The sequence below is a fragment of the Pseudomonas sp. JQ170C genome, assembly GCF_035581345.1.
Taxonomy (GTDB): domain Bacteria; phylum Pseudomonadota; class Gammaproteobacteria; order Pseudomonadales; family Pseudomonadaceae; genus Aquipseudomonas.
Genome location: NZ_CP141608.1, coordinates 328,652 through 347,749 on the forward strand (window position 1 = coordinate 328,652; position 19,098 = coordinate 347,749).

The following is a 19,098-nucleotide window of genomic DNA, read 5'->3' on the forward strand; positions in this document are numbered from 1 at the left end:
GGTGCTGTCTCAGGCGGCCTGTTTGGCGGTGACGAAAGCGGCGAGGCTGGTCACGCTGGTGAAATGGTTGCGGGTGTCCTTGGCGTCGGCGTCGATCTTGATGCCGTACTTTTTCTGGATGGCCAGGCCAAGTTCCAGGGCGTCCACCGAATCCAGGCCAAGGCCTTCGCCGAACAGGGGCTGATCGTCGTCGATATCCTGGGCGCTGATGTCTTCCAGACCCAGTGCCTCGATGATCAACAGCTTGATGTCACGGTTAAGGTCGTGCTGTGGAACGCTCATCTGTGGCGAGCTCCTTGATGAAATACTGGTGCAGGTAGTCATTGAGTTTGCGCGAGGCCTGCGGGGCAGCCCCGAGAGCTGCGAATGCCTGCGGGTCGATATCCTCGCCGATCTGCAGACTGAAGTGCACCCGGCGCAGCGGGATACGGTACCAGGGCTCGGCCTTGGTCAAGGTGGTGGGGCTGACCTTGATGGTCACCGGTGTGATGAGTTTCGCACCGCGCAGGGCGATTGCGGCTGCACCGCGATGAAAGGCGGGCGTCTCTCCGGGCGGGGTGCGCGTGCCTTCGGGGAAGATGATCAGCGTCTGGCCATCGTGCAGGGCGGCGGCGGCACTGTCGAGCATGTCCATGCTGCCATCGTTGCTGATGTACTGCGCCGCGCGCACCGGGCCGCGGGTGAAGAGGTTGTGGAACAGGCTCTGCTTGACCACGCAGTTGGCCTGGCGCACCAGGCCGATCAGAAACACCACGTCGATCAGCGACGGATGATTGGCAAGGATCATCTGGCCGGGGCGCCCGAGCTTGCTTGCGCCACGCACCTCATACGTCAGCACGCCGCTGACCGCCATGAAGCGGACGAATCGCCAGAACAGCCAACTGATGGTGTGCCGGGTTCGCTGGCGAAGGCGCGTGCTGCCGCCGGGCAGGCACGCCAGCAGCGGGATGACCAGCACCCGCAGGCACAGGCTGCCGACACCGAACAGACAGAAGCTGAACGCGGTGGCGAACAGTCGCCAATAGTAGGCGTCCCGAGGCCGGTTCAAGGCTTGCGTCGCCAGGTCCATGCACGGCGCTTCCAGGTATGGGTAAAGGTGGTCTGGCCGGTCAGCAGGCTGCGCAGCCAGCTCAGGGCGTGTGGTTCGTTGCCGGGGGCCGGGGTGGCGGCGCCTTGCTGGGTCAGGCTCCAGGTGTCGCCGGGGGTCAGCAGCAGTGCCAGCGCATAGTCGAACGGCACGTCGTCGACCCAGTCGCTATAAGCTTGGGGCGGTTGTTCTTCAACGACGATCAGCAGCACCGCCGGCGCGCCTTCGTGCAACAGGCCCGCGGCTTCCAGCACGCCTTGCTCGAAGCCGTCACCGGCGCCGGCAAGGGCGGTCATTTCGGCAGTGGAGCCGCGCATGATCGACCACAGGCCGATCACGGCGTTGTGTACCGAGAGGCTGAACTGGGTGGGGGAGAGCGGTTGCTCCCGGGCCAGGTCGCTGAGAATGGCGAAGGTGCGTGGGGTCTCGCCATGCCGGCAGACAAACACCAGGGGCAGATCGGGCAGCCCTTCGGCCAACGGCCAGCCGACGGCGAAGGCGATGCGTGCCAGTCGGCTCAGGCGGCGGCGTTGCATGGCAGGCAAAAACGACACATCCGGCGCCTGATCGGTCGGCGCAAAGGGCTGGCTTGCCTGGCTCCAGTGCTGCCAATCGGCAGTCGTCTGCGCGCCTGGCGCCCAGGCTCGCCACTGGCTGATGTCGAATGTGATCACGATGCTTGTTTTCCGCCCTGAGGGACTGCCTTGCCGAGGGTGCCGCAGCTGTTGAACTGGCAGAGTTTGGCGCTAAAACCGAGTGGCGCGCATTATCCCGGTGCCTGCGGCGGGTAGCAAATGCTGGTTGCAGATTCGCCCGCCAGTAAAAGACCTCGAAGGATCTGCTTCGTCAGACTAGCCTGTTTTTTCCCGACAGACGGTAGCAAACGGTTGTCGGTCGATTCCTTGGCATCTTGAGCATACGGTGCTGGTCAAGCTTGCGCCGGCATCACATACTCGGTCATTCCCTGATACACGGAGGTCATTCCATGCGGCGTGTGGTGTTCAATCAGAAAGGTGGCGTGGGCAAGTCGAGCATTGCCTGCAACCTGGCAGCAGTGAGTGCCAATGAAGGCTATCGAACCTTGCTGATCGACCTGGATGCCCAGGCAAACTCGACCCAGTACCTGACCGGGTTGACCGGTGACGACATCCCCATGGGGATTGCCGATTTCTTCAAGCAAACCCTGTCTTCAGGCCCGTTTGCCAAGAAGAACAAGGTCGATATCTATGAAACGCCCTTCGACAACCTGCATGTGGTGACCGCCACCGCCGAGCTGGCTGACTTGCAGCCCAAGCTTGAGGCCAAGCACAAGATCAACAAGCTGCGCAAACTGCTCGATGAGCTGAGCGAAGATTACGACCGGATCTACCTGGATACGCCGCCAGCGCTTAACTTTTATGCGGTTTCGGCGCTGATCGCGGCAGATCGGGTATTGATTCCCTTCGACTGCGACAGCTTTTCCCGCCAGGCGCTGTATGGCCTGCTGGCCGAGATCGAAGAGCTCAAAGACGATCACAACGAAGACCTGCAAGTGGAAGGCATCGTCGTCAACCAGTTCCAGGCCCGCGCGAGCCTGCCCCAGCAGATGCTCGATGAACTGTTGGCCGAAGGCCTGCCGGTGTTGCCGGTGTACCTCAACAGCTCGGTGAAGATGCGCGAATCACACCAGGCCAACCTGCCGTTGATTCACCTGGAACCCCGGCACAAGTTGACCCAGCAGTTTGTCGAGTTGCACGCCTTGCTGGAAGAGAACGCGTAGGAGCGGGCTTGCCCCGCGATGCGGTGTGACTGATAGATCGCGATCGCGGGGCAAGCCCGCTCCTACGGGCGGTTCAAATCCCCTGGCTACGCAGCCACTCCAGCAACTGCTGAAGTGGAAACGCACCGCTCTGGCGCGCCACTTCCCGGCCATTTTTGAACAGGATCAGGCTGGGAATCGAACGAATCCCCAATTGCCCCGCCAACTGCTGATTGGCCTCGCTGTCGAGCTTGGCCAGGCGGCAGCGGCCGCTCAGTTGGCTGGCAGCCTGTTCAAAGACCGGTGCGAAGGATTTGCACGGCCCGCACCAATCGGCCCAAACGTCGATCAGCAGTGGCAGGTCGCCCTTGATCTGGCTGGCGTAGTCGCCCTGCTTGAGCTCGAACGGCTTGCTCAGCAGTACCGGGCTTTTGCAGCGGCCGCATTTGGGCGCATCGCCCAGGCGCTCGGCCGGGATGCGGTTCAGACCGTTGCAGTGCGGGCAGGGGATCAGCAGGGGGTCAGTCATCAAAAACTCCGTAGGAGCGGGCTTGCCCCGCGATTATCAGGAAGAGCAACTGATTTCCAGGTGCTTGCCCCACTCGGGCGGGCGCTCGGCATAGGCCTCCATTCCCGCCTGTTGTTCAAACGGTTTGCATAGCACCTGATGCAGACGCCGCACTTCTTCGTAGTCACCGCCTTCGGCGGCTTCGATAGCACGCTGGGCGAGATAGTTGCGCAGGATGTACAGCGGATTGACCGCGTGCATGCGCTCGCGCCGGCCTTCGGCATTGCCCGGTTCGCGGGCGACACGTGCCAGGTAGTCCGCTGACCAGCGATCAAAGCCTGCCAGGTCGATGAAGTCGTCGCGAACCACCCGCAGCGCCTGCTCGGCGTCCTGGTCGCCCAGCTTGCGGAAGAACAGGGTGTAGTCCACCGCGCCTGGCTGCATCAGTTGCAACAGCCGTTCGATCAGTGGCTTGTCGTCATCTTCTGCCTGGGTCAGGCCCAGGCGGCGACGCATCAGGTGCAGGTAATGGGCTTCGTACAGCGGCAGGAACAAGGCCAGGGTGTCTTTGAGCGCCTCGACACTGATGAACGGCGTCAGGGCCTGGGCCAGGGCGCTGAGGTTCCAGTGGGCGATGGGCACCTGGTTGCTGTAGCTGTAGCGGCCCTGGTCGTCGGAATGGTTGCAGATGAAGTTGGCGTCGAAATCGTCGAGGAATGCGAACGGGCCGAAGTCGAAGGTGATGCCCAGGATCGACATGTTGTCGGTGTTCATCACCCCGTGGCAGAAGCCATAGGCCTGCCACAGCGCGATCAGCTCGGCATTGCGCTCGACGATGCTGCGAAACATCGCCAGGTATGGCTCAGGCTCGGTCTGGCATTCGGGGAAATGCAGGCTCAGCACATGCTCGGCAAGTTGCCTTTGTTGCTCGGGCTGGCGGGTGTAGTAGAAGTACTCGAAGTGGCCGAAGCGCACATGGCTCGGCGCCAGGCGCAACAGCATGGCGGCGCGCTCCTGGGTTTCGCGCCAGACCGGGGTGCTCGAGCCGATCACGCACAGGGCGCGACTGCTGGGAATGCCCAGGGCCTGCAAGGCTTCGGAGGCCAGGAACTCGCGGATCGAGGAACGCAGTACGGCGCGGCCATCGCCCATGCGCGAGTAAGGCGTCTGGCCCGCACCCTTGAGGTGCAGGTCCCAGTGCTCGCCGGCGTCGTTGTACACCTCGCCCAGCAGCAGGCCACGGCCGTCTCCCAGGCGCGGGTTGTACGAGCCGAACTGGTGCCCGGAATACACCATGGCCCGGGGCTCGGCGTCACTCCACAGCTTGTGCCCGCCGAACAGCTCGGCGAATACCGGGGAGTGGGCTTCAGTGGGTTCCAGGTCAAGCAGGGCCATGGCCGAGTCGCTGGCGACCACAAGACGTGGTTCGGCGATCGGCTCGGGCAGCACGGAAGTTGAGAACGCGTCGCCCAGGCGGGCAAAGCGGTTGTCGAAGGTCAGTTCGTCGAGGGCTTTCAACGGCCATCTCCAGCAGAATATCCGATCATTCTGCAAGGGTATGGCCGTTGGCGTCCAGTCAGGCCGGCTTGGCGGGTGCGTCGCCGTCGGGCTTGCTGTCGTCGGGGCCGGTCGGCAGTACGGTCTTGTCCCGGCTTTCGACCGGCACCATCTTGTACTCCTGGCCCTGCATGTTCTTCAGGTAGACCTCCATCTGCCGGAACGAGATATTGATCTTCTGCTTCTTGAACTCTTTGTTGATGAAGCGGTTGATTTCGTCCAGCACCGGGTTGCGGTCGCCCAGGTCACGCACGTGCATGCGCAATTCGTGGTCCAGGGTGCTCTCGCCGAAGTTCAGGAAGTAGACAATCGGCTCGGGCTCCTTGAGCACCCGCGGGTTGTCGTTGGCCGCCTTGAGCAGCAGGGTGCGCACCAGGTCCAGGTCCGAGCCGTAGTCGACACCGAGCTTGAGGGTCACCCGGGTGATGGTGTCGGTCAGCGACCAGTTGATCAGTTGCCCGGTGATGAAGGTCTTGTTCGGGACAATGATGTCCTTGCGGTCGAAGTCGGTGATGGTGGTGGCGCGGATGCGGATCTTGCTCACCGTGCCGGAGAGGTTGCCGATGGTGATGGTGTCGCCGATCCGCACCGGGCGCTCGAACAGGATCATGATGCCGGAGATGAAGTTGGCGAAGATCTCCTGCATACCGAAACCGAGACCGACCGAGAGCGCGGCCACCAGCCACTGCAGCTTGTCCCAGCTCACGCCCAGTGCCGACAGCGTCGAGACGAAACCGACCCCGGCAATCACATAGGACAGCAGGGTGGTGGTGGCGTAGGCGCTGCCCTGGGCCAGGTTCAGGCGCGACAGCACCAGCACTTCAAGCAGGCCGGGCAAGTTGCCGGCCAGGGCAATGGTGATGCCGATGATCACCAGGGCGCCCAGCAGGTCGCTGAGGCTGATCGGCACCATGCTCATGGTCGCACCGGTGCCGCTGGTGTACTCGTACAGGGTGATGTTGTCGAGGTAGGCCACCACGCTGATCAGGTCGGACCAGACCCAGTACAGCGCCGCGATGAAGCCGCCGAGCAGGGCCAGGCGGATCAGGCGCAGGGACTGCTGGTTAACCTGCTCGATGTCCAGGGTCGGTTCTTCGACGATGACTTCGCCATCGAGCCCTTCCTTGGTGGTCTGCTGGCGCTTGCTCAGTGCCCGCTGGTAGGCCAGGCGCCGCGCCGCCACGGCCAGGCCGCGAACGAAGGCGGCCTCGATCACCAGCCAGAACATCAGCAGGTAGAGGGTGTCGATCAGGCGGTCGGTGAGCTTGAGGGCGGTGTAGTAGTAGCCAAAGCATACGGCGATGAACAAGGCCACCGGCAGGACGGTGAAGGCCACGCCGACGAACTTGCGAAACAGCGAGGTGTTCTGGTGGGTCGGGCTGCTCAGCAGCAGGCGGCTGAGCAGCCAGGCCATCAGGGCGTAGCAGGTCAGCACCACGCCGATGCCCAATACGTCGTCCGCCAGCGCCGAAGGCTGGTGTTCAGCCACTGCCACCACGCCGACCAGGGCCATCACCACGGTACCGAGGCGACGAATCCAGCCACGCAGGAATTCGACCTGGGGTTTTTCCCAGCGGAAATGCAGTTCGGCCACGCCGCCTGGCGCCAGGATCCGGTAGGCGGTGTAGAACACCAGCCATGCCTGGGCGATCTGAAGCAGGGCGGCGCCGAGGTTGGCGTTCTGGCCACGGGCATCGATCTGCAGGGCCAGGCCGCACAAGGCCAGGCCCAGGCTCAGCGGCATGGCCAGGAGGATGTTGATCAGGATCGCCTGGGGCGTGTGCCACTGGCTGTCACGCTTGAAGTGGCCAACGTCCTGGTGAACCTTGTTCAGGCGCGCATACAGGTACTTGCGCCGCCACAGCAGGGCACCGATCAGCAGCAGCAACGGCGTGAACAGCAGCGGACGCTGGCTCAGGCCATCGGCCAGCTCCTTCAGGCCGGAGCCCCAGGGCAGGCTGACCACTTGCTTTTGCAGGCGCTCGGGGACAGTGCGCAACCACTCGAAATCCAGCGGCTTGTTGCTGGGAATCCAGAACATCTGCTCATCCAGGGTGGTGCGCAGGCTCTGCGAGGTGCTCAGCAGTTGCTTCTGGTTCAGTTGCAGGGTGATGGATTCGTTGAGCAGGGCGCTCAGTTCGCGGTTCAGGCGTTCGAGCAGGTCACTGCGGGTGATCGCCACTTCCAGCAAGGCCTTGCGCAGTTGCGGGGTGACGTCTTCCTGCGGCTGGTTGGCCAGCAGCTTGTCGACATAGCTGCTGGGGCTGCTGATCTGTTCGCGTTGCTGGTTGATCTCGAACTGGTACAGGCGGATGTCGGCGATCTGGTCGGCCAGGTCGCGGTCGACTTTCAAGTGCGGCAGCGCCTGCTTTTGCTTGTAGAGAATCTTGGACAGCAACAGGCTGCCCTTGAGTACGCTGATCTGCTCGTCCAGGGCCTGGTCAGCCTGGGTCAGGCTGTCGAGCTGCTGCTTGGTCTTGAGGTTCTGCTGGGTCAGTTCGTTGAGGCGGTCGGTGCTGCGCAGCAGATAGTCGGAAAGCTTGAGGTTGGCTGCGCTCTCGGTCGCGAGCAGGGTGCTGCCGCCGGCTTTCTGCGCCTCAAGGGATTGCTCGGTGACGGTCTGTTGGGATTGGGCCAGGCGTTTCTGGTTGATCAGCGTCTGCAGGTCCTGGATCTCCTGCTCCATGCGCGTGGCACGTTCGATCAGCAAGTCGTGCTGGCTGTTGCCCAGGTCTTGCAGCAGGCTGTTGCCGGCCAGTTCCTGGCGGCGCAGCAGGGTGATTGCATTGAGGGCTGCCAGCTCGGCATTGAGCTGGTTGCGCTGGTCGGCGGTCAACGGCTTGCCGGCGTCCTTGCCCGCCTTGAGTGTGTTGTTGATCTGCTGGGAGCGGGTCTGGTTGGCGCTGATCTCGGCCTGGGCCCGCTCCGGGCGGGTTTGCGAGGTGATGGTCAGGCTGTTGGCTTCCGACAGCGCCTTTTGCAGCTCACCCTGCTGGGTGGTGCGCTCGGCCAGCATCTGCTCCAGCTGAGGCACGCTCAGGGCCGCATAGCGCTGCGCCACGGGGATCACTTTGCTCTCGTTGAGCTTGGTCAGCTCGCGCTGGTTTTCGCGGGTCTGGTTGGGCGCGTCACTGAGCTGCTGCTTCAGGGCGGCGAGCTTTTTCTCGCTGTCTTCCTTGGTGCCGAGGAAGGTCAGGGTCTGTTCCAGGACTTGCTGCAGGGCTTTCTGTTCAGCCTCAGGCAGCTTGCGCTCGGCGATCTTGTCGAGGCTGGACTGGATGGACGCGCTGGTCGGCGGTTCTGCCGCCCAGGCGAAGGAGAGGGACAGGCACAGCCCGAGCAGGGCTGCGCAAACATAGATGCGCAGGGACATAGGCAGAAAATTCATGCAACCAGGGGCGAAGTTCGGAGTTTAAAGGAACAATCCGGGGCCGGGTCGAGTTCCTTCGGGGAATTTGACGCCCACTTTGAGGATCTTGTTCCCTTCCATCATCGCCACCGTCCATAGCGTGTTGTTCCATTCGATCTGGTCGCCCACCACCGGTGCGCCGCCAACCTTCTGCGCAATGAAGCGGCTGAGCGGCATATGCGGGTCCTGGCCATCGAGCTGCAAACCGTACAACGCCGCTACAGCCCCCAGTTCTGCGTCACCTTCGAGCACGAAGTCACCAAAGAAGCGCAGGTCCAGACCGCGCTGCGGCGCCTGGCTGAATAACTTGCCGAGGGCCGGAAGGTTGTGTTCGTGGCCGATCACGCAGAGCAAATCATCGACTTCCAGGGTGGTACTTCCCGACGGGTGGAGCAGTTGCTGGCCACGAAACAGGGCCGCGATACGGGTGCCCTCGGGCATTTTCAGTTCGCGCAGGGCGGCACCGATGCACCACTTTTCCGCCCCCAGGCGATAGACGAACAGCTCCCACTCGCTGGTGATATGGACTTCCAGGGCCGAACGGGAGATGGGCGCAGGGTCGGGCGGTACGGTGACTTTGAGCAGCTTGGCCATCCACGGCAGGCTGGTGCCCTGCACCAGCAGCGAGACCAGCACGATAAAGAACGCCAGGTTGAAGAACAGCTGGGCGTCAGGCAGGCCGGCCATCAGCGGGAACACCGCCAGGATGATGGGGACCGCGCCGCGCAGGCCGACCCAGGAGATAAACGCCTTTTCCCGGCCATGGAACGCCTTGAACGGCAACAGGCTGGCGATTACCGACAGCGGCCGGGCGAAGATGATCATCCACAGCGCCAGGCCCAGTGCTGGCAGGGCGATGGGCAGCAGGTCATGGGGGGTGACCAGCAGGCCCAGCACCAGGAACATGCCGATCTGCGCAAGCCAGGCCATGCCGTCGAGCATATGCAGGATGCCGTGGCGGCTGCGGATCGGTCGGTTGCCCAGCACCAGGCCGCACAGGTACACGGCGAGGAAGCCGCTGCCGTGAAGGGCGTTGGTAAGCGAGAACACCACCAGGCCGCCGGCGATCACCAGGATCGGGTAGAGGCCGCCGGCGAGGTTGATCCGGTTGACCATCTGCAGCATCAGCCAGCCGCCGCCCAGGCCCATCAGGCTGCCAATACCGAACTCGCGCAGCAGATGGCCGAGCAGGCTCCAGTGCAGGCCGGTCTGGCCGCTGGCGATCATCTCGATCAGGGTGACGGTGAGGAATACGGCCATCGGGTCGTTGCTGCCCGACTCGATCTCGAGGGTCGCGGTGACCCGCTCGTTCAGGCCCTTGCCGCCCAGCAGCGAGAACACCGCCGCGGCGTCGGTAGAGCCGACGATGGCGCCGATCAGCAGGCCCTGGATCAGGCTGAGATCAAACAGCCACGCCGCGACCATGCCGGTCAGGCCCGTGGTGATGAGCACGCCCACGGTGGCCAGCGACAGGGCCGGCCACAGGGCCACGCGAAAACTTGCCACCCGTGTGCGCAAGCCGCCGTCGAGCAGGATCACGGCCAACGCCAGGTTGCCCACCAGATAAGCGGTTGGATAATTGTTGAAGATGATGCCGCCACCATCCACGCCGGCCAGCATGCCGACGGCAAGGATGATGACCAGGATCGGGATGCCCAGGCGCGAAGACAGTGAGCTGACCAGAATACTTGCACCTACCAGCAATGCGCCGATCAAGAACAGGCTATTGATGGTGGACGCATCCAAAGGCGGTACTCCGGGGAAAAGCAGAAAGGGGACCGGCTTGAACAAGCAGGTCGCATGCCAACTGATTCTAACCTGAGGGCTTGGCGCGCTGTAAAGCGTTCCGTGGCGTTGATTTCAAATGCGGGGTGCGGTGGTGGATAGATGACACCCCGGCGCATGGGCAATGGCTTGAAGTGAGGGCCCCTCCATTGCACCGAGGTCCCACACCATGCCTGACGCTACCCTTACGCCAGTTCAGCCCGATGCCAGTGCCACCTTGCAGGGCATCGCCGAACGCTACATGGCCAACTTCCCCTCCCTGCATACCTTGGCGCGCCAGGCTGCCGGGCACATCGTGCGCCAGCAGTTGGGTTACTGGCTGGACCCTGACCGCATTTACTGGCATCGCTTCGAGGGTGCGATCAGCAGCAACCGGACCTTCACCGGCTGGCGGCACGAGGGTTCCCCCGTGCGCTCGATGACCCTGAGCGAACTGACCTTGCGCCGCTTCGCGGCGGGCGAGCAGGGCAACAGCGATCTGCTGGGCCTGTACGGCGGCTTCTACCGGGTGGATGGCCACCATGGCCGTTACGACGAGACCAATGAAGTTCGCTTGCTGCCCAGTGCGATTCTGCAGGCATTCTGGAACCTGGATTTCCAGCCCGTGTACCTGGCGACGCTGGCGAAATTCTGGGAGGACTCGGGCGAGGATTTTTGCCTGCTGGCGCGTACAAGCTACCTGGCGGCGGTCGCCCTCGCGCAGGCGCAAGGCCGGCTGAGCGAGCGGGATTACACGCAGTTGTGCGCGGCGGTGGCGGCTGGCGCCGCACTGCCTTTGAGCCTGCAGCAGTTACGGGTAAAGGCCGCAGCAGAGACTGAATCGCCGTTTCGCCAATGTCGGCTGGGGGCGTACACGGCGCGGGATCTGTTCTGGCTGACGCTCACTGGAGGCCGGCAGGTGCTGTATTTCTGCGGGCAAGGCCGCAGCGAGTTGCAGGTGTTCGACAGCACGAAACGCCTGAACGCCTGGCTCCAGAAGCAACTGCGCGATCCGTCCGCCCGTGAGCGCTTCATTGCGCACTTTCTCCACGACGCTGGGGCGTTGGCCGACGATGGCGCTACCTTGCGCGCCTTGTGTGATCAGTTGGTGGCGGCAACGGTGCACCTTGAGCGGGCCGGGCACCCGAGCCGGGGCGATGTCTTCGACACGCTGTACCGCGTCACGGTGACTGAAATGGTGCGCGATGCCCGCGCCCGCAGCACCTCCAACAGTGAGCTGCACAAGGGCGAGTGGATGAACTACCTGAAACTGGCGCCGCGCTTTGTAACGCCGTTGGCCTTGATCTGGTGGCCCTTTGCCGGAGTTGCCCTGGGGGCGGGCGTCGGCAACCTGGGGCTGCACCTGGATCAGGCGCTGAACGCGCCGTTGCTGGCACAGCGCCGGGCAGGCTGGGGAGATGCCTTCGTTGATGTGTTGTTCATTCTGATTGATGCGCAGATGTTGCACCTCGGCGAGGTCTTCGAGGCACCGGGGCTGGCCGAAGCCCCGGCACTGGCGCCGGAAGAAGGCTATGTGCCGGATTCGCTGCGGGGTGTGCAGGACGAGCGGCCGGCGCTGGCGCTGGATGAGGGCGGTGGCGAACAGGGCGGGGATTTTCCCGGGCGCCGCTCGTCGTTCTGGGACCTGCACATGCAGCCTTCGGCCGATGAGTTGCTGGCCGTTTCGGATGTGGCCCTGGCCCGTCAGCGCGGGCTGATGGTTCACGTGCCGCGGGTCGAGCTGGAGGCGTTCTCGGCCGATGGCGATTATCTGGATGCCTTTGGCCAGCCGTATCCGGTGTATCGCGACGAGTTGGGCTTCGGTGCGCGCAACATCAAGACGTACACCCATTCGCCCGAGCGCTATAACAACCTGCTGCGAGGGCTGGCGCTGGACGGCGAGTTGGCCGCCAACGTGGCCCGAGTGCATGGCCTGGCGGATGAGTTGGAGAGCCTGGGCGGCGACAACCAGGTGCGTCTGTACCGGGTCGGTATGGGAAGGCGTGACACCAGCGGTGCGTATTGGCGTGACGGGCGGATCAAGGTGGGGGACCGGTTGCTGACCACCGATTTCACCTCGTTTTCGGAGAACCCGTATTTTGCCTGGGAGATGTTCAACAGCCCGGCGGCGCAGGTGAGCGGGCAGGCGGCGTTCGACGACGGCTCGGTGGTGTATGTGCTGGAGCCGGGAGGTGCGCGCTGTGCAGTGCCGGTGGCGCCGTTTTCCGATCTGCAGCATGAGGCCGAGTCGGTCGTGCTGCCGGGGTGGCATTTGCAGGTGGAGGACATCGCGCACATCAGCGGCGCGGATTACCGGTTTGTGCAGGTGCGGTTGCGGGCGATGGAGGCGGGGAGCGGGCAGGTGTACGAGTTGCGGACCGGGCAGCCGTTTGAGCGGGAGCGGTTTGCGCAGCGTCTGGGGGTGGTTGGCGCGTCGGTGATGGAGCGGTTTTTCCTGCGGTATTGATCGTAGGGCAAGCCCGCTCCGGTAGGAGCGGGCTTGCCCCGCGAAAATGTTACGACTGCTTCACTTCACGCATCGGCTTGCCTTTGACCGGCGCGCCGTTGGCCACGTAGTACTTGGCGGTGCTGCGCGGCAGTGGCTGGCGGCCACGGATCTTGTCGGCGATTTTCTCGGCGATCATGATCGTGGTGGCGTTCAGGTTACCGGTGATGATGATCGGCATGATCGAGGCATCGACCACACGCAGGCCCTGCATGCCATGCACGCGACCCTGGCCATCGACCACAGCCATCTCGTCGTCGCCCATCTTGCACGAGCACGATGGATGGAACGCGGTTTCGGCGTGTTCGCGGATGAACTTGTCCAGTTCCTCGTCGGTCTGCACATCGGCGCCTGGGCTGATTTCGCGACCACGGTAAGCATCCAGCGCAGGTTGGGCCATGATTTCCCGGGTCAGGCGGATGCCGTCACGGAATTCCTGCCAGTCCTGCTCGGTAGCCATGTAGTTGAACAGGATGCTCGGGTGCTGGCGCGGGTCCTTGGACTTGGCCTGGATACGACCGCGGCTAGGCGAACGCATCGAACCCATGTGGGCCTGGAAGCCATGTTCCTGTACGCCGTTGCTGCCGTTGTAGTTAATCGCAACGGGCAGGAAGTGGTACTGGATGTTCGGCCACTCGAACTCAGGACGGGTGCGGATGAAACCGCCGGCCTCGAACTGGTTGCTGGCGCCGATGCCGGTACCGTTGAACAGCCACTCGGCACCAATGGCCGGCTGGTTGTACCAGAGCAGCGACGGGTACAGGGAAACCGGCTGGGTGCAGGCGTACTGCAGGTACAGCTCCAGGTGGTCCTGCAGGTTCTCGCCAACGCCTGGCAGGTCATGGACCACCGGGATGTCGAGGTTCTTCAGCAGTTCGGCCGGGCCGACACCGGAGCGCTGCAGCAGTTGCGGCGAAGCGATGGCGCCGGAGCAGACGATGACTTCCTTGCGGGCACGGGCTTCGACGCGCTCTTCGCTGGCGCCGACCAGGTAGGTCACGCCAACGGCGCGCTTGCCGTCGAACAGCACGCGGTCAGACAGGGCGTGGGTGACGATAGTCAGGGTCGAACGCTTCTTGGCGGTGTCCAGGTAGCCACGGGCGGTGCTGGAACGACGGCCTTTAGGCGTGACGGTACGGTCCATCGGGCCGAAACCTTCCTGCTGGTAGCCGTTCAAGTCTTCGGTGCGCGGGTAACCGGCCTGCACGCCGGCCTCGACCATGGCGTGGAACAGCGGGTTGTTGCCGGCTTTTGGCGTGGTCACGCTGACCGGGCCTTCGCCACCGTGCCAGTCGTTGGGGCCGATGTCGCGGGTTTCGGCCTTGCGGAAGTACGGCAGGCAGTCCAGGTAGGTCCAGTCGTCAAGGCCCGGCAGTTGTGCCCAGCCGTCGAAGTCCAGGGCGTTGCCGCGGATGTAGCACATGCCGTTGATCAGCGACGAGCCACCCAGGCCCTTGCCACGGCCGCATTCCATCCGGCGGTTGTCCATGTGCGGCTCTGGATCGGTCTCGTAGGCCCAGTTGTAGCGACGACCCTGCAGCGGGAAGGCCAGGGCGGCCGGCATCTGGGTACGGAAGTCCATGCGGTAGTCGGGGCCACCGGCCTCGAGCAGCAGGACGGTAACGCCTTCGTCTTCGGTCAGGCGGGTCGCCAGGGTATTACCGGCCGAGCCGGCACCGACGATGATGTAATCGAATTCCATGGGGGGCTTCCTCCGGAAGCAGCTGCAAGCTTCAGGCTACAAGCTGCAAGTAACAGCAGTTGTGCGAAGCTTGCGAGATGGATTAGGCCTGCAAGGGCCGGTGGGCTACGCCGACCGGCACTTTCTTGCAGCTTGAAGCTTCAGGCTTGTAGCTGTCGGTCAAAAGACCGACGCGTAATTACCCAGCTCTACCTGTACCGACTTGATGCGGGTGTACTGAGCCAGCGAGCTCACACCGTTTTCACGGCCGACACCGGATTGCTTGTAGCCGCCGACCGGCATTTCGGCTGGCGACTCGCCCCAGGCGTTGATCCAGCAGATGCCGGCTTCAAGCTGGTGGATGATGCGGTGGGCGCGGCTGATGTCGTTGGTGCATACGCCAGCGGCCAGGCCGAAGTCGGTGTCGTTGGCACGACGGATGACTTCTTCTTCGGTCTCGTAGGAGAGGATGCTCATCACCGGGCCGAAGATCTCTTCCTTGACGATGGTCATGTCGTCACGGCAATCGGTGAATACGGTCGGGGCCACGAAGGCGCCCTTGGCGAATTCGCCGTCGGTCAGACGCTCGCCGCCGCACAGGACGCGTGCACCTTCTTCCTTGCCCTTGGCGATGTAGCCCAGCACGTTTTCCATGTGGGCGAAGCTGACCAGCGGGCCGAAGTTGGTGTTCTCGTCTTCCGGGTTGCCAACGCGGATGCGGGCAACGCGCTCGGCGATCTTGGCTTCAAAGGCCGCTTTCATCGAGGCAGGCACGAATACGCGAGTACCGTTGGTGCAGACCTGACCGGAGCTGTAGAAGTTGGCCATCATGGCGATATCGGCGGCGCGATCCAGGTCGGCGTCTTCGCAGATGATCAGTGGCGACTTGCCGCCCAGTTCCATGGTGACTTCCTTGAGCGAGGAGCTCGAGGCGCTGGCCATGACTTTCTTGCCGGTGTCGGTGCCGCCGGTGAACGAGACTTTCTCGATGCGCGGGTGCTCGGTCAGCCAGGTGCCGACTTCGCGGCCGCTGCCGGTCAGGACGTTGAACACGCCATCGGGCAGGCCGGCTTCGGTGTAGATCTCGGCCAGTTTCAGGGTGGTCAGCGAGGTGACTTCGCTTGGCTTGAAGATCATCGCGTTACCGGCCGCCAGGGCTGGTGCGGATTTCCACAGGGCGATCTGGATCGGGTAGTTCCAGGCGCCGATACCGACGGTCACGCCCAGCGGCTCGCGGCGGGTGTAGACGAACGAGCTGTCGCGCAGCGGGATCTGCTCGCCTTCGATGGCCGGCACCAGGCCTGCGTAGTATTCCAGCACGTCAGCACCGGTCACGATGTCGACGTAGCGGGTTTCGGAGTAGGACTTGCCGGTGTCCAGGGTTTCCAGGGCGGCCAGCTCATCGTTGCGCTCGCGCAGGATGTCGACGGCGCGGCGCAGGATGCGCGAACGCTGCATGGCGGTCATGGCGGCCCAGACTTTCTGGCCGCGCTCGGCGCTTTCTACTGCGCGCTCGACGTCTTCTTTGGTGGCACGTTGCACCTGGGCGAGGACTTCGCCGTTGGCCGGGTTGATGGCGTCAAAGGTAGCGTCGCTGGAAGCGTCGACATAACCACCATCAATGTAGAGTTTTTGCAGTTCGAAACGGGCCATAGTGTCCTCGCAAGTGCAGTGTGTAAGTGGCTATCCGAGCGACGCTCCTGCTGTTTGGGCAATTGCGCCGCGTAGTGGTTCAGAGGTCCGTGTTTGTGGGGTCGGACTCGTCTGCTTCGCCAGTTGTAGATCCATGTATTCGTAAGCGATTTGTTTCGCCTGGTCGGTGTCGAAGGCTTCTCCGGACAACGCTCCGCGCAGCCACAGGCCGTCGATCAGAGCTGCCAGTCCACGGGCTGCGGTGCGTGCCTCGGACAACGGCAGCACACGGCGGAACTGGCAGCACAGGTTGGAATACAAGCGGTGATCGTTGATCCGCTGCAACCTGTGCAAAGACGGCTGGTGCATGCTGGAGGCCCAGAAGGCCAACCAGGTTTTCATTGCCGGGCCGTTGACCTGACTGGCGTCGAAGTTGCCTTCGATGATCACCTGCAGGTGGGCACGCGGGCTGTTGTCCTTGAGCGCCTGCCGGTTGGCGACGACGTTCTCGCTCAGCACGCTCATCAAGTACTGCATGGTCGCTGCGATCAGGCCGTTCTTGTCCTGAAAGTAGTGACTGATGATGCCATTCGACACGCCGGCCAAACGGGCGATCAGCGCAATGCTGGCGTCACCCATCCCGACCTGGTCGATCGCCAGCAACGTGGCTTCGATCAATTGTTGGCGGCGAATGGGTTGCATACCGACCTTGGGCATCTTGCAAATCTCCTCAGGCCTGCGAGCAGTCGACGAGCGGCTGCCTCGGCGAAGGCCAGTCTATTTTGTTTTGATTGAACGTTCAATCAACAAAGAATAAGCTCTGCGACAATCTGTGCCATTGACAGACTTTTCCTACAGTCTGCTGGCACAAATTGGCACCCCAAAAAGACGTGTAACCCCCGGAATACAAGGTGTTGACGGGTGTAAGCGGCGCGTTGGACAGATCTGCCGAGCGGTACCTCACTGCCCGGCCAACCCTCGGAGCGGGGTGTTCGGCCTGTTTTTTTTCAACGTATTCGATTCGGGATCACGGTTTTTCAAGGTGCTTTTATAACACCTGACGCCAGTGGGGCTATTGCACCATTTGCGCAGGCAACGGTTGTTTCGTTTCTCTCGCACTGCCCGGAGCCTATGTGCAATGAGTTCTGCCTCCCTAACCAAGACCCCTGCCGAGAGGGTCCGGGTCAATAGCGTGGTGTTCTACACCTCGACGCTGCTGATCCTGCTTCTGACTGCCTTGCTTATCGCTGTTCCCGAAACTGCTGGCCAACTGCTGGGCCAGGCCCAGGCCTGGCTGTCGCGCAGTTTTGGCTGGTACTACATGCTGGTGATTGGCGGCTACCTGGTATTCGTCATCGTTCTGGCCTTCTCCAACTTCGGCAAGCTCAAGCTTGGCGGCAAGGACGACACCCCGGACTTCAGCTACGGCGCATGGGCCGGCATGCTGTTCTCGTCCGGCATCGGTATCTCGCTGCTGTATTTCGGTGCTTCCGAGCCGCTGGATCACTACTTCAACCCGCCCCAGGGTTCGCCGCAAAGCCTGCAGGCGGCCCGTGAAGGGTTGCAGCTGACCTTCCTGCACTGGGGCCTGCACGGCTGGGCCATCTATGCTCTGGTCGGCCTCGCCGTGGCTTACTTCGCCTACCGCCACAACCAGCCGCTGGCCCTGCGTTCGGCGCTGTATCCGCTGGTGGGTGAGCGTTGGGTCAAAGGCGCTGCTGGTCACACCGTAGACATCTTCGGCATGTTCGTGACCCTGCTGGGCCTGGTGACCAACCTGGGTATCGGCTCGATGCAGGTGTCCTCGGGCCTGGAATACCTGTTCGGCATGGAGCACAGCAACACTAACCTGCTGATCGTGATCCTGGTCATGAGCACTGTGGCGACCATCGCTGCGGTCTCGGGTGTGGAGAACGGCATCCGCCGCCTGTCCAACCTGAACATCATCCTGTTCAGCGGCCTGTTGCTGTTCGTGCTGCTCAACGGCCCGACCCTGCACCTGCTCAACAGCTTCGTGCAGAACATCGGTGACTACCTCAACGGTGTGGTGCTCAAGACCTTCGACCTGTATGTGTACGAAGGCGACGGCGCCAAGTCCGAGCGCTGGCTGGGCCTGTGGACCCTGTTCTACTGGGCCTGGTGGATCTCCTGGGGCCCATTCGTCGGCATGTTCATTGCCCGGATCTCCCGTGGCCGTACCGTGCGCGAGCTGGTGGCCGGCGTGCTGCTGATTCCGCTGGGCTTCACCCTGGCCTGGCTGTCGATCTTCGGCAACACCGCACTGGACCTGGTGATCAACCAGGGGGCGGTGGAGCTGGGACGCTCGGCGCTGGAACAGCCGTCGATGTCGATCTACCAACTGCTCGAGCACTTCCCGGCGGCCAAGATTGTCGTGGGCGTGGCGATTTTCGTCGGCTTCGTACTGTTCCTGACCCCGGCCGACTCCGGTGCGGTGATGATGGCCAACCTTTCGTGCAAAGGCGGTGACGTCGACGAAGATGCACCGCACTGGCTGCGTATCCTCTGGTCGGCCATCATCACGCTGGTGACCATCGGCCTGCTGTTTGCCGGTAACTTCGAGGCCATGCAGACCATGGTGGTGCTGGCCGGCTTGCCGTTCTCGGTGGTGCTGGTGCTGTTCATGTTCGGTCTGTACAAGGCCATGAAGCAGGACAGCCAGGTCGAGCAGGAGCAGGCCGAACTGGCTGCCCGCGGCCGTCGTGGCTTCAGCGAGCGCCTGAGCCAGCTGGATCTGCAACCGACCCAGGCGGTGGTTCAGCGCTTCATGGACAAGCGCGTCAGCCCGGCGCTCAAGGATGCTGCAGCGCAATTGCAGGTGCTGGGCTTCCAGGTGCAGACCCGTGTCGGCCAGTCGCGCGCGGCCATGGGCCTGCGCATCGAGATGGAGGAGGGCAACCCCTTCGTCTACGAAGTGAGCCTGGACGGCTACCTGGCCGCGCCTAGCGAGGCGCCGGTCGAAGGTGAGAGCGAGGTGCGCCAGCGCTTCTATCGCGCCGAGGTGTACCTGCACAACGGCAGCCAGGAATACGACCTGATGGGCTTCACGCCCGAGCAGATCACCCGTGATGTGCTCGATCAGTTCGAAAGCCACCGCCAGGTGCTGGGGCGCGTCTACAGCTGATAAACGCTGAGTGACCGCAAAGGGCCCTGTTCCACGGAACAGGGCCCTTTTTGTTTGTGCGCCGCGCCAGGCTG

The 19,098-nt window shown here is 63.1% G+C and carries 13 protein-coding genes; 3 read left to right on the forward strand and 10 right to left on the reverse strand.

Annotated elements, in window-relative coordinates; translation table 11 throughout:
• Nucleotides 1-9 precede the first annotated feature (9 nt).
• Genes U9R80_RS01450 through U9R80_RS01460 form a run of 3 tightly spaced genes read right to left on the reverse strand, consistent with a single transcriptional unit; the run spans nucleotide 10 to nucleotide 1,761 of the window.
• Entirely contained in the window at nucleotides 10-282 is a 273-nt protein-coding gene (locus U9R80_RS01450) for a phosphopantetheine-binding protein (protein ID WP_301838497.1), read from the reverse strand.
• Complete coding sequence (locus U9R80_RS01455; protein ID WP_301838496.1) at nucleotides 257-1,069, reverse strand: lysophospholipid acyltransferase family protein; 813 nt, start codon at nucleotides 1,067-1,069, stop codon at nucleotides 257-259. Before U9R80_RS01455 ends, U9R80_RS01450 begins: the two co-directional genes overlap by 26 nt.
• Nucleotides 1,045-1,761, reverse strand: a complete 717-nt coding sequence (locus U9R80_RS01460; protein WP_301838495.1) for a beta-ketoacyl synthase chain length factor — start codon at nucleotides 1,759-1,761, stop codon at nucleotides 1,045-1,047. Before U9R80_RS01460 ends, U9R80_RS01455 begins: the two co-directional genes overlap by 25 nt.
• A 311-nt stretch (nucleotides 1,762-2,072) precedes the next feature.
• Here U9R80_RS01460 and U9R80_RS01465 point away from each other — a divergent pair, with 311 nt between their 5' ends.
• Nucleotides 2,073-2,846: a ParA family protein gene (locus U9R80_RS01465; RefSeq protein ID WP_301838494.1), complete on the forward strand. Its 774-nt coding sequence runs from the start codon at nucleotides 2,073-2,075 to the stop codon at nucleotides 2,844-2,846.
• A gap of 73 nt (nucleotides 2,847-2,919) precedes the next feature.
• Here the strand turns inward: U9R80_RS01465 and trxC are convergent, their stop codons facing one another.
• Genes trxC through U9R80_RS01485 form a run of 4 tightly spaced genes read right to left on the reverse strand, consistent with a single transcriptional unit; the run spans nucleotide 2,920 to nucleotide 10,045 of the window.
• Nucleotides 2,920-3,354 (reverse strand): thioredoxin TrxC, encoded by a 435-nt coding sequence (gene trxC / locus U9R80_RS01470; RefSeq protein WP_301838493.1) that lies wholly within the window; start codon nucleotides 3,352-3,354, stop codon nucleotides 2,920-2,922.
• 36 nt (nucleotides 3,355-3,390) lie between these two features.
• Nucleotides 3,391-4,851, reverse strand: coding sequence for a protein adenylyltransferase SelO (gene selO / locus U9R80_RS01475; RefSeq protein WP_301838492.1), 1,461 nt, complete (start codon nucleotides 4,849-4,851; stop codon nucleotides 3,391-3,393).
• A gap of 58 nt (nucleotides 4,852-4,909) precedes the next feature.
• Complete coding sequence (gene mscK / locus U9R80_RS01480; RefSeq protein ID WP_301838491.1) at nucleotides 4,910-8,263, reverse strand: mechanosensitive channel MscK; 3,354 nt, start codon at nucleotides 8,261-8,263, stop codon at nucleotides 4,910-4,912.
• Nucleotides 8,264-8,302: 39 nt separating this feature from the next.
• Nucleotides 8,303-10,045 (reverse strand): potassium/proton antiporter, encoded by a 1,743-nt coding sequence (locus U9R80_RS01485; RefSeq protein WP_301838489.1) that lies wholly within the window; start codon nucleotides 10,043-10,045, stop codon nucleotides 8,303-8,305.
• A gap of 208 nt (nucleotides 10,046-10,253) precedes the next feature.
• On the opposite strand from U9R80_RS01485, the gene U9R80_RS01490 reads away from it, so the two are divergent.
• The gene (locus tag U9R80_RS01490) at nucleotides 10,254-12,530 is read left to right on the forward strand and encodes a dermonecrotic toxin domain-containing protein (protein ID WP_301838488.1); all 2,277 of its coding nucleotides are present in this window, start codon (nucleotides 10,254-10,256) and stop codon (nucleotides 12,528-12,530) included.
• A 49-nt stretch (nucleotides 12,531-12,579) separates the two neighbouring features.
• Here the strand turns inward: U9R80_RS01490 and betA are convergent, their stop codons facing one another.
• From betA to betI, 3 genes are all read right to left on the reverse strand, one after another.
• Complete coding sequence (gene betA, locus U9R80_RS01495; RefSeq protein ID WP_301838486.1) at nucleotides 12,580-14,271, reverse strand: choline dehydrogenase; 1,692 nt, start codon at nucleotides 14,269-14,271, stop codon at nucleotides 12,580-12,582.
• A 159-nt stretch (nucleotides 14,272-14,430) separates the two neighbouring features.
• The gene (gene betB, locus U9R80_RS01500) at nucleotides 14,431-15,903 is read right to left on the reverse strand and encodes a betaine-aldehyde dehydrogenase (protein WP_301838484.1); all 1,473 of its coding nucleotides are present in this window, start codon (nucleotides 15,901-15,903) and stop codon (nucleotides 14,431-14,433) included.
• Between the two features lie 30 nt (nucleotides 15,904-15,933).
• Nucleotides 15,934-16,599, reverse strand: coding sequence for a transcriptional regulator BetI (gene betI / locus U9R80_RS01505; protein ID WP_301838483.1), 666 nt, complete (start codon nucleotides 16,597-16,599; stop codon nucleotides 15,934-15,936).
• Nucleotides 16,600-17,077: 478 nt separating this feature from the next.
• On the opposite strand from betI, the gene U9R80_RS01510 reads away from it, so the two are divergent.
• A complete protein-coding gene (locus U9R80_RS01510; RefSeq protein ID WP_324805171.1) occupies nucleotides 17,078-19,024 on the forward strand; it encodes a BCCT family transporter in 1,947 nt (648 codons plus the stop codon).
• The last annotated feature ends 74 nt before the right edge of the window (nucleotides 19,025-19,098 follow it).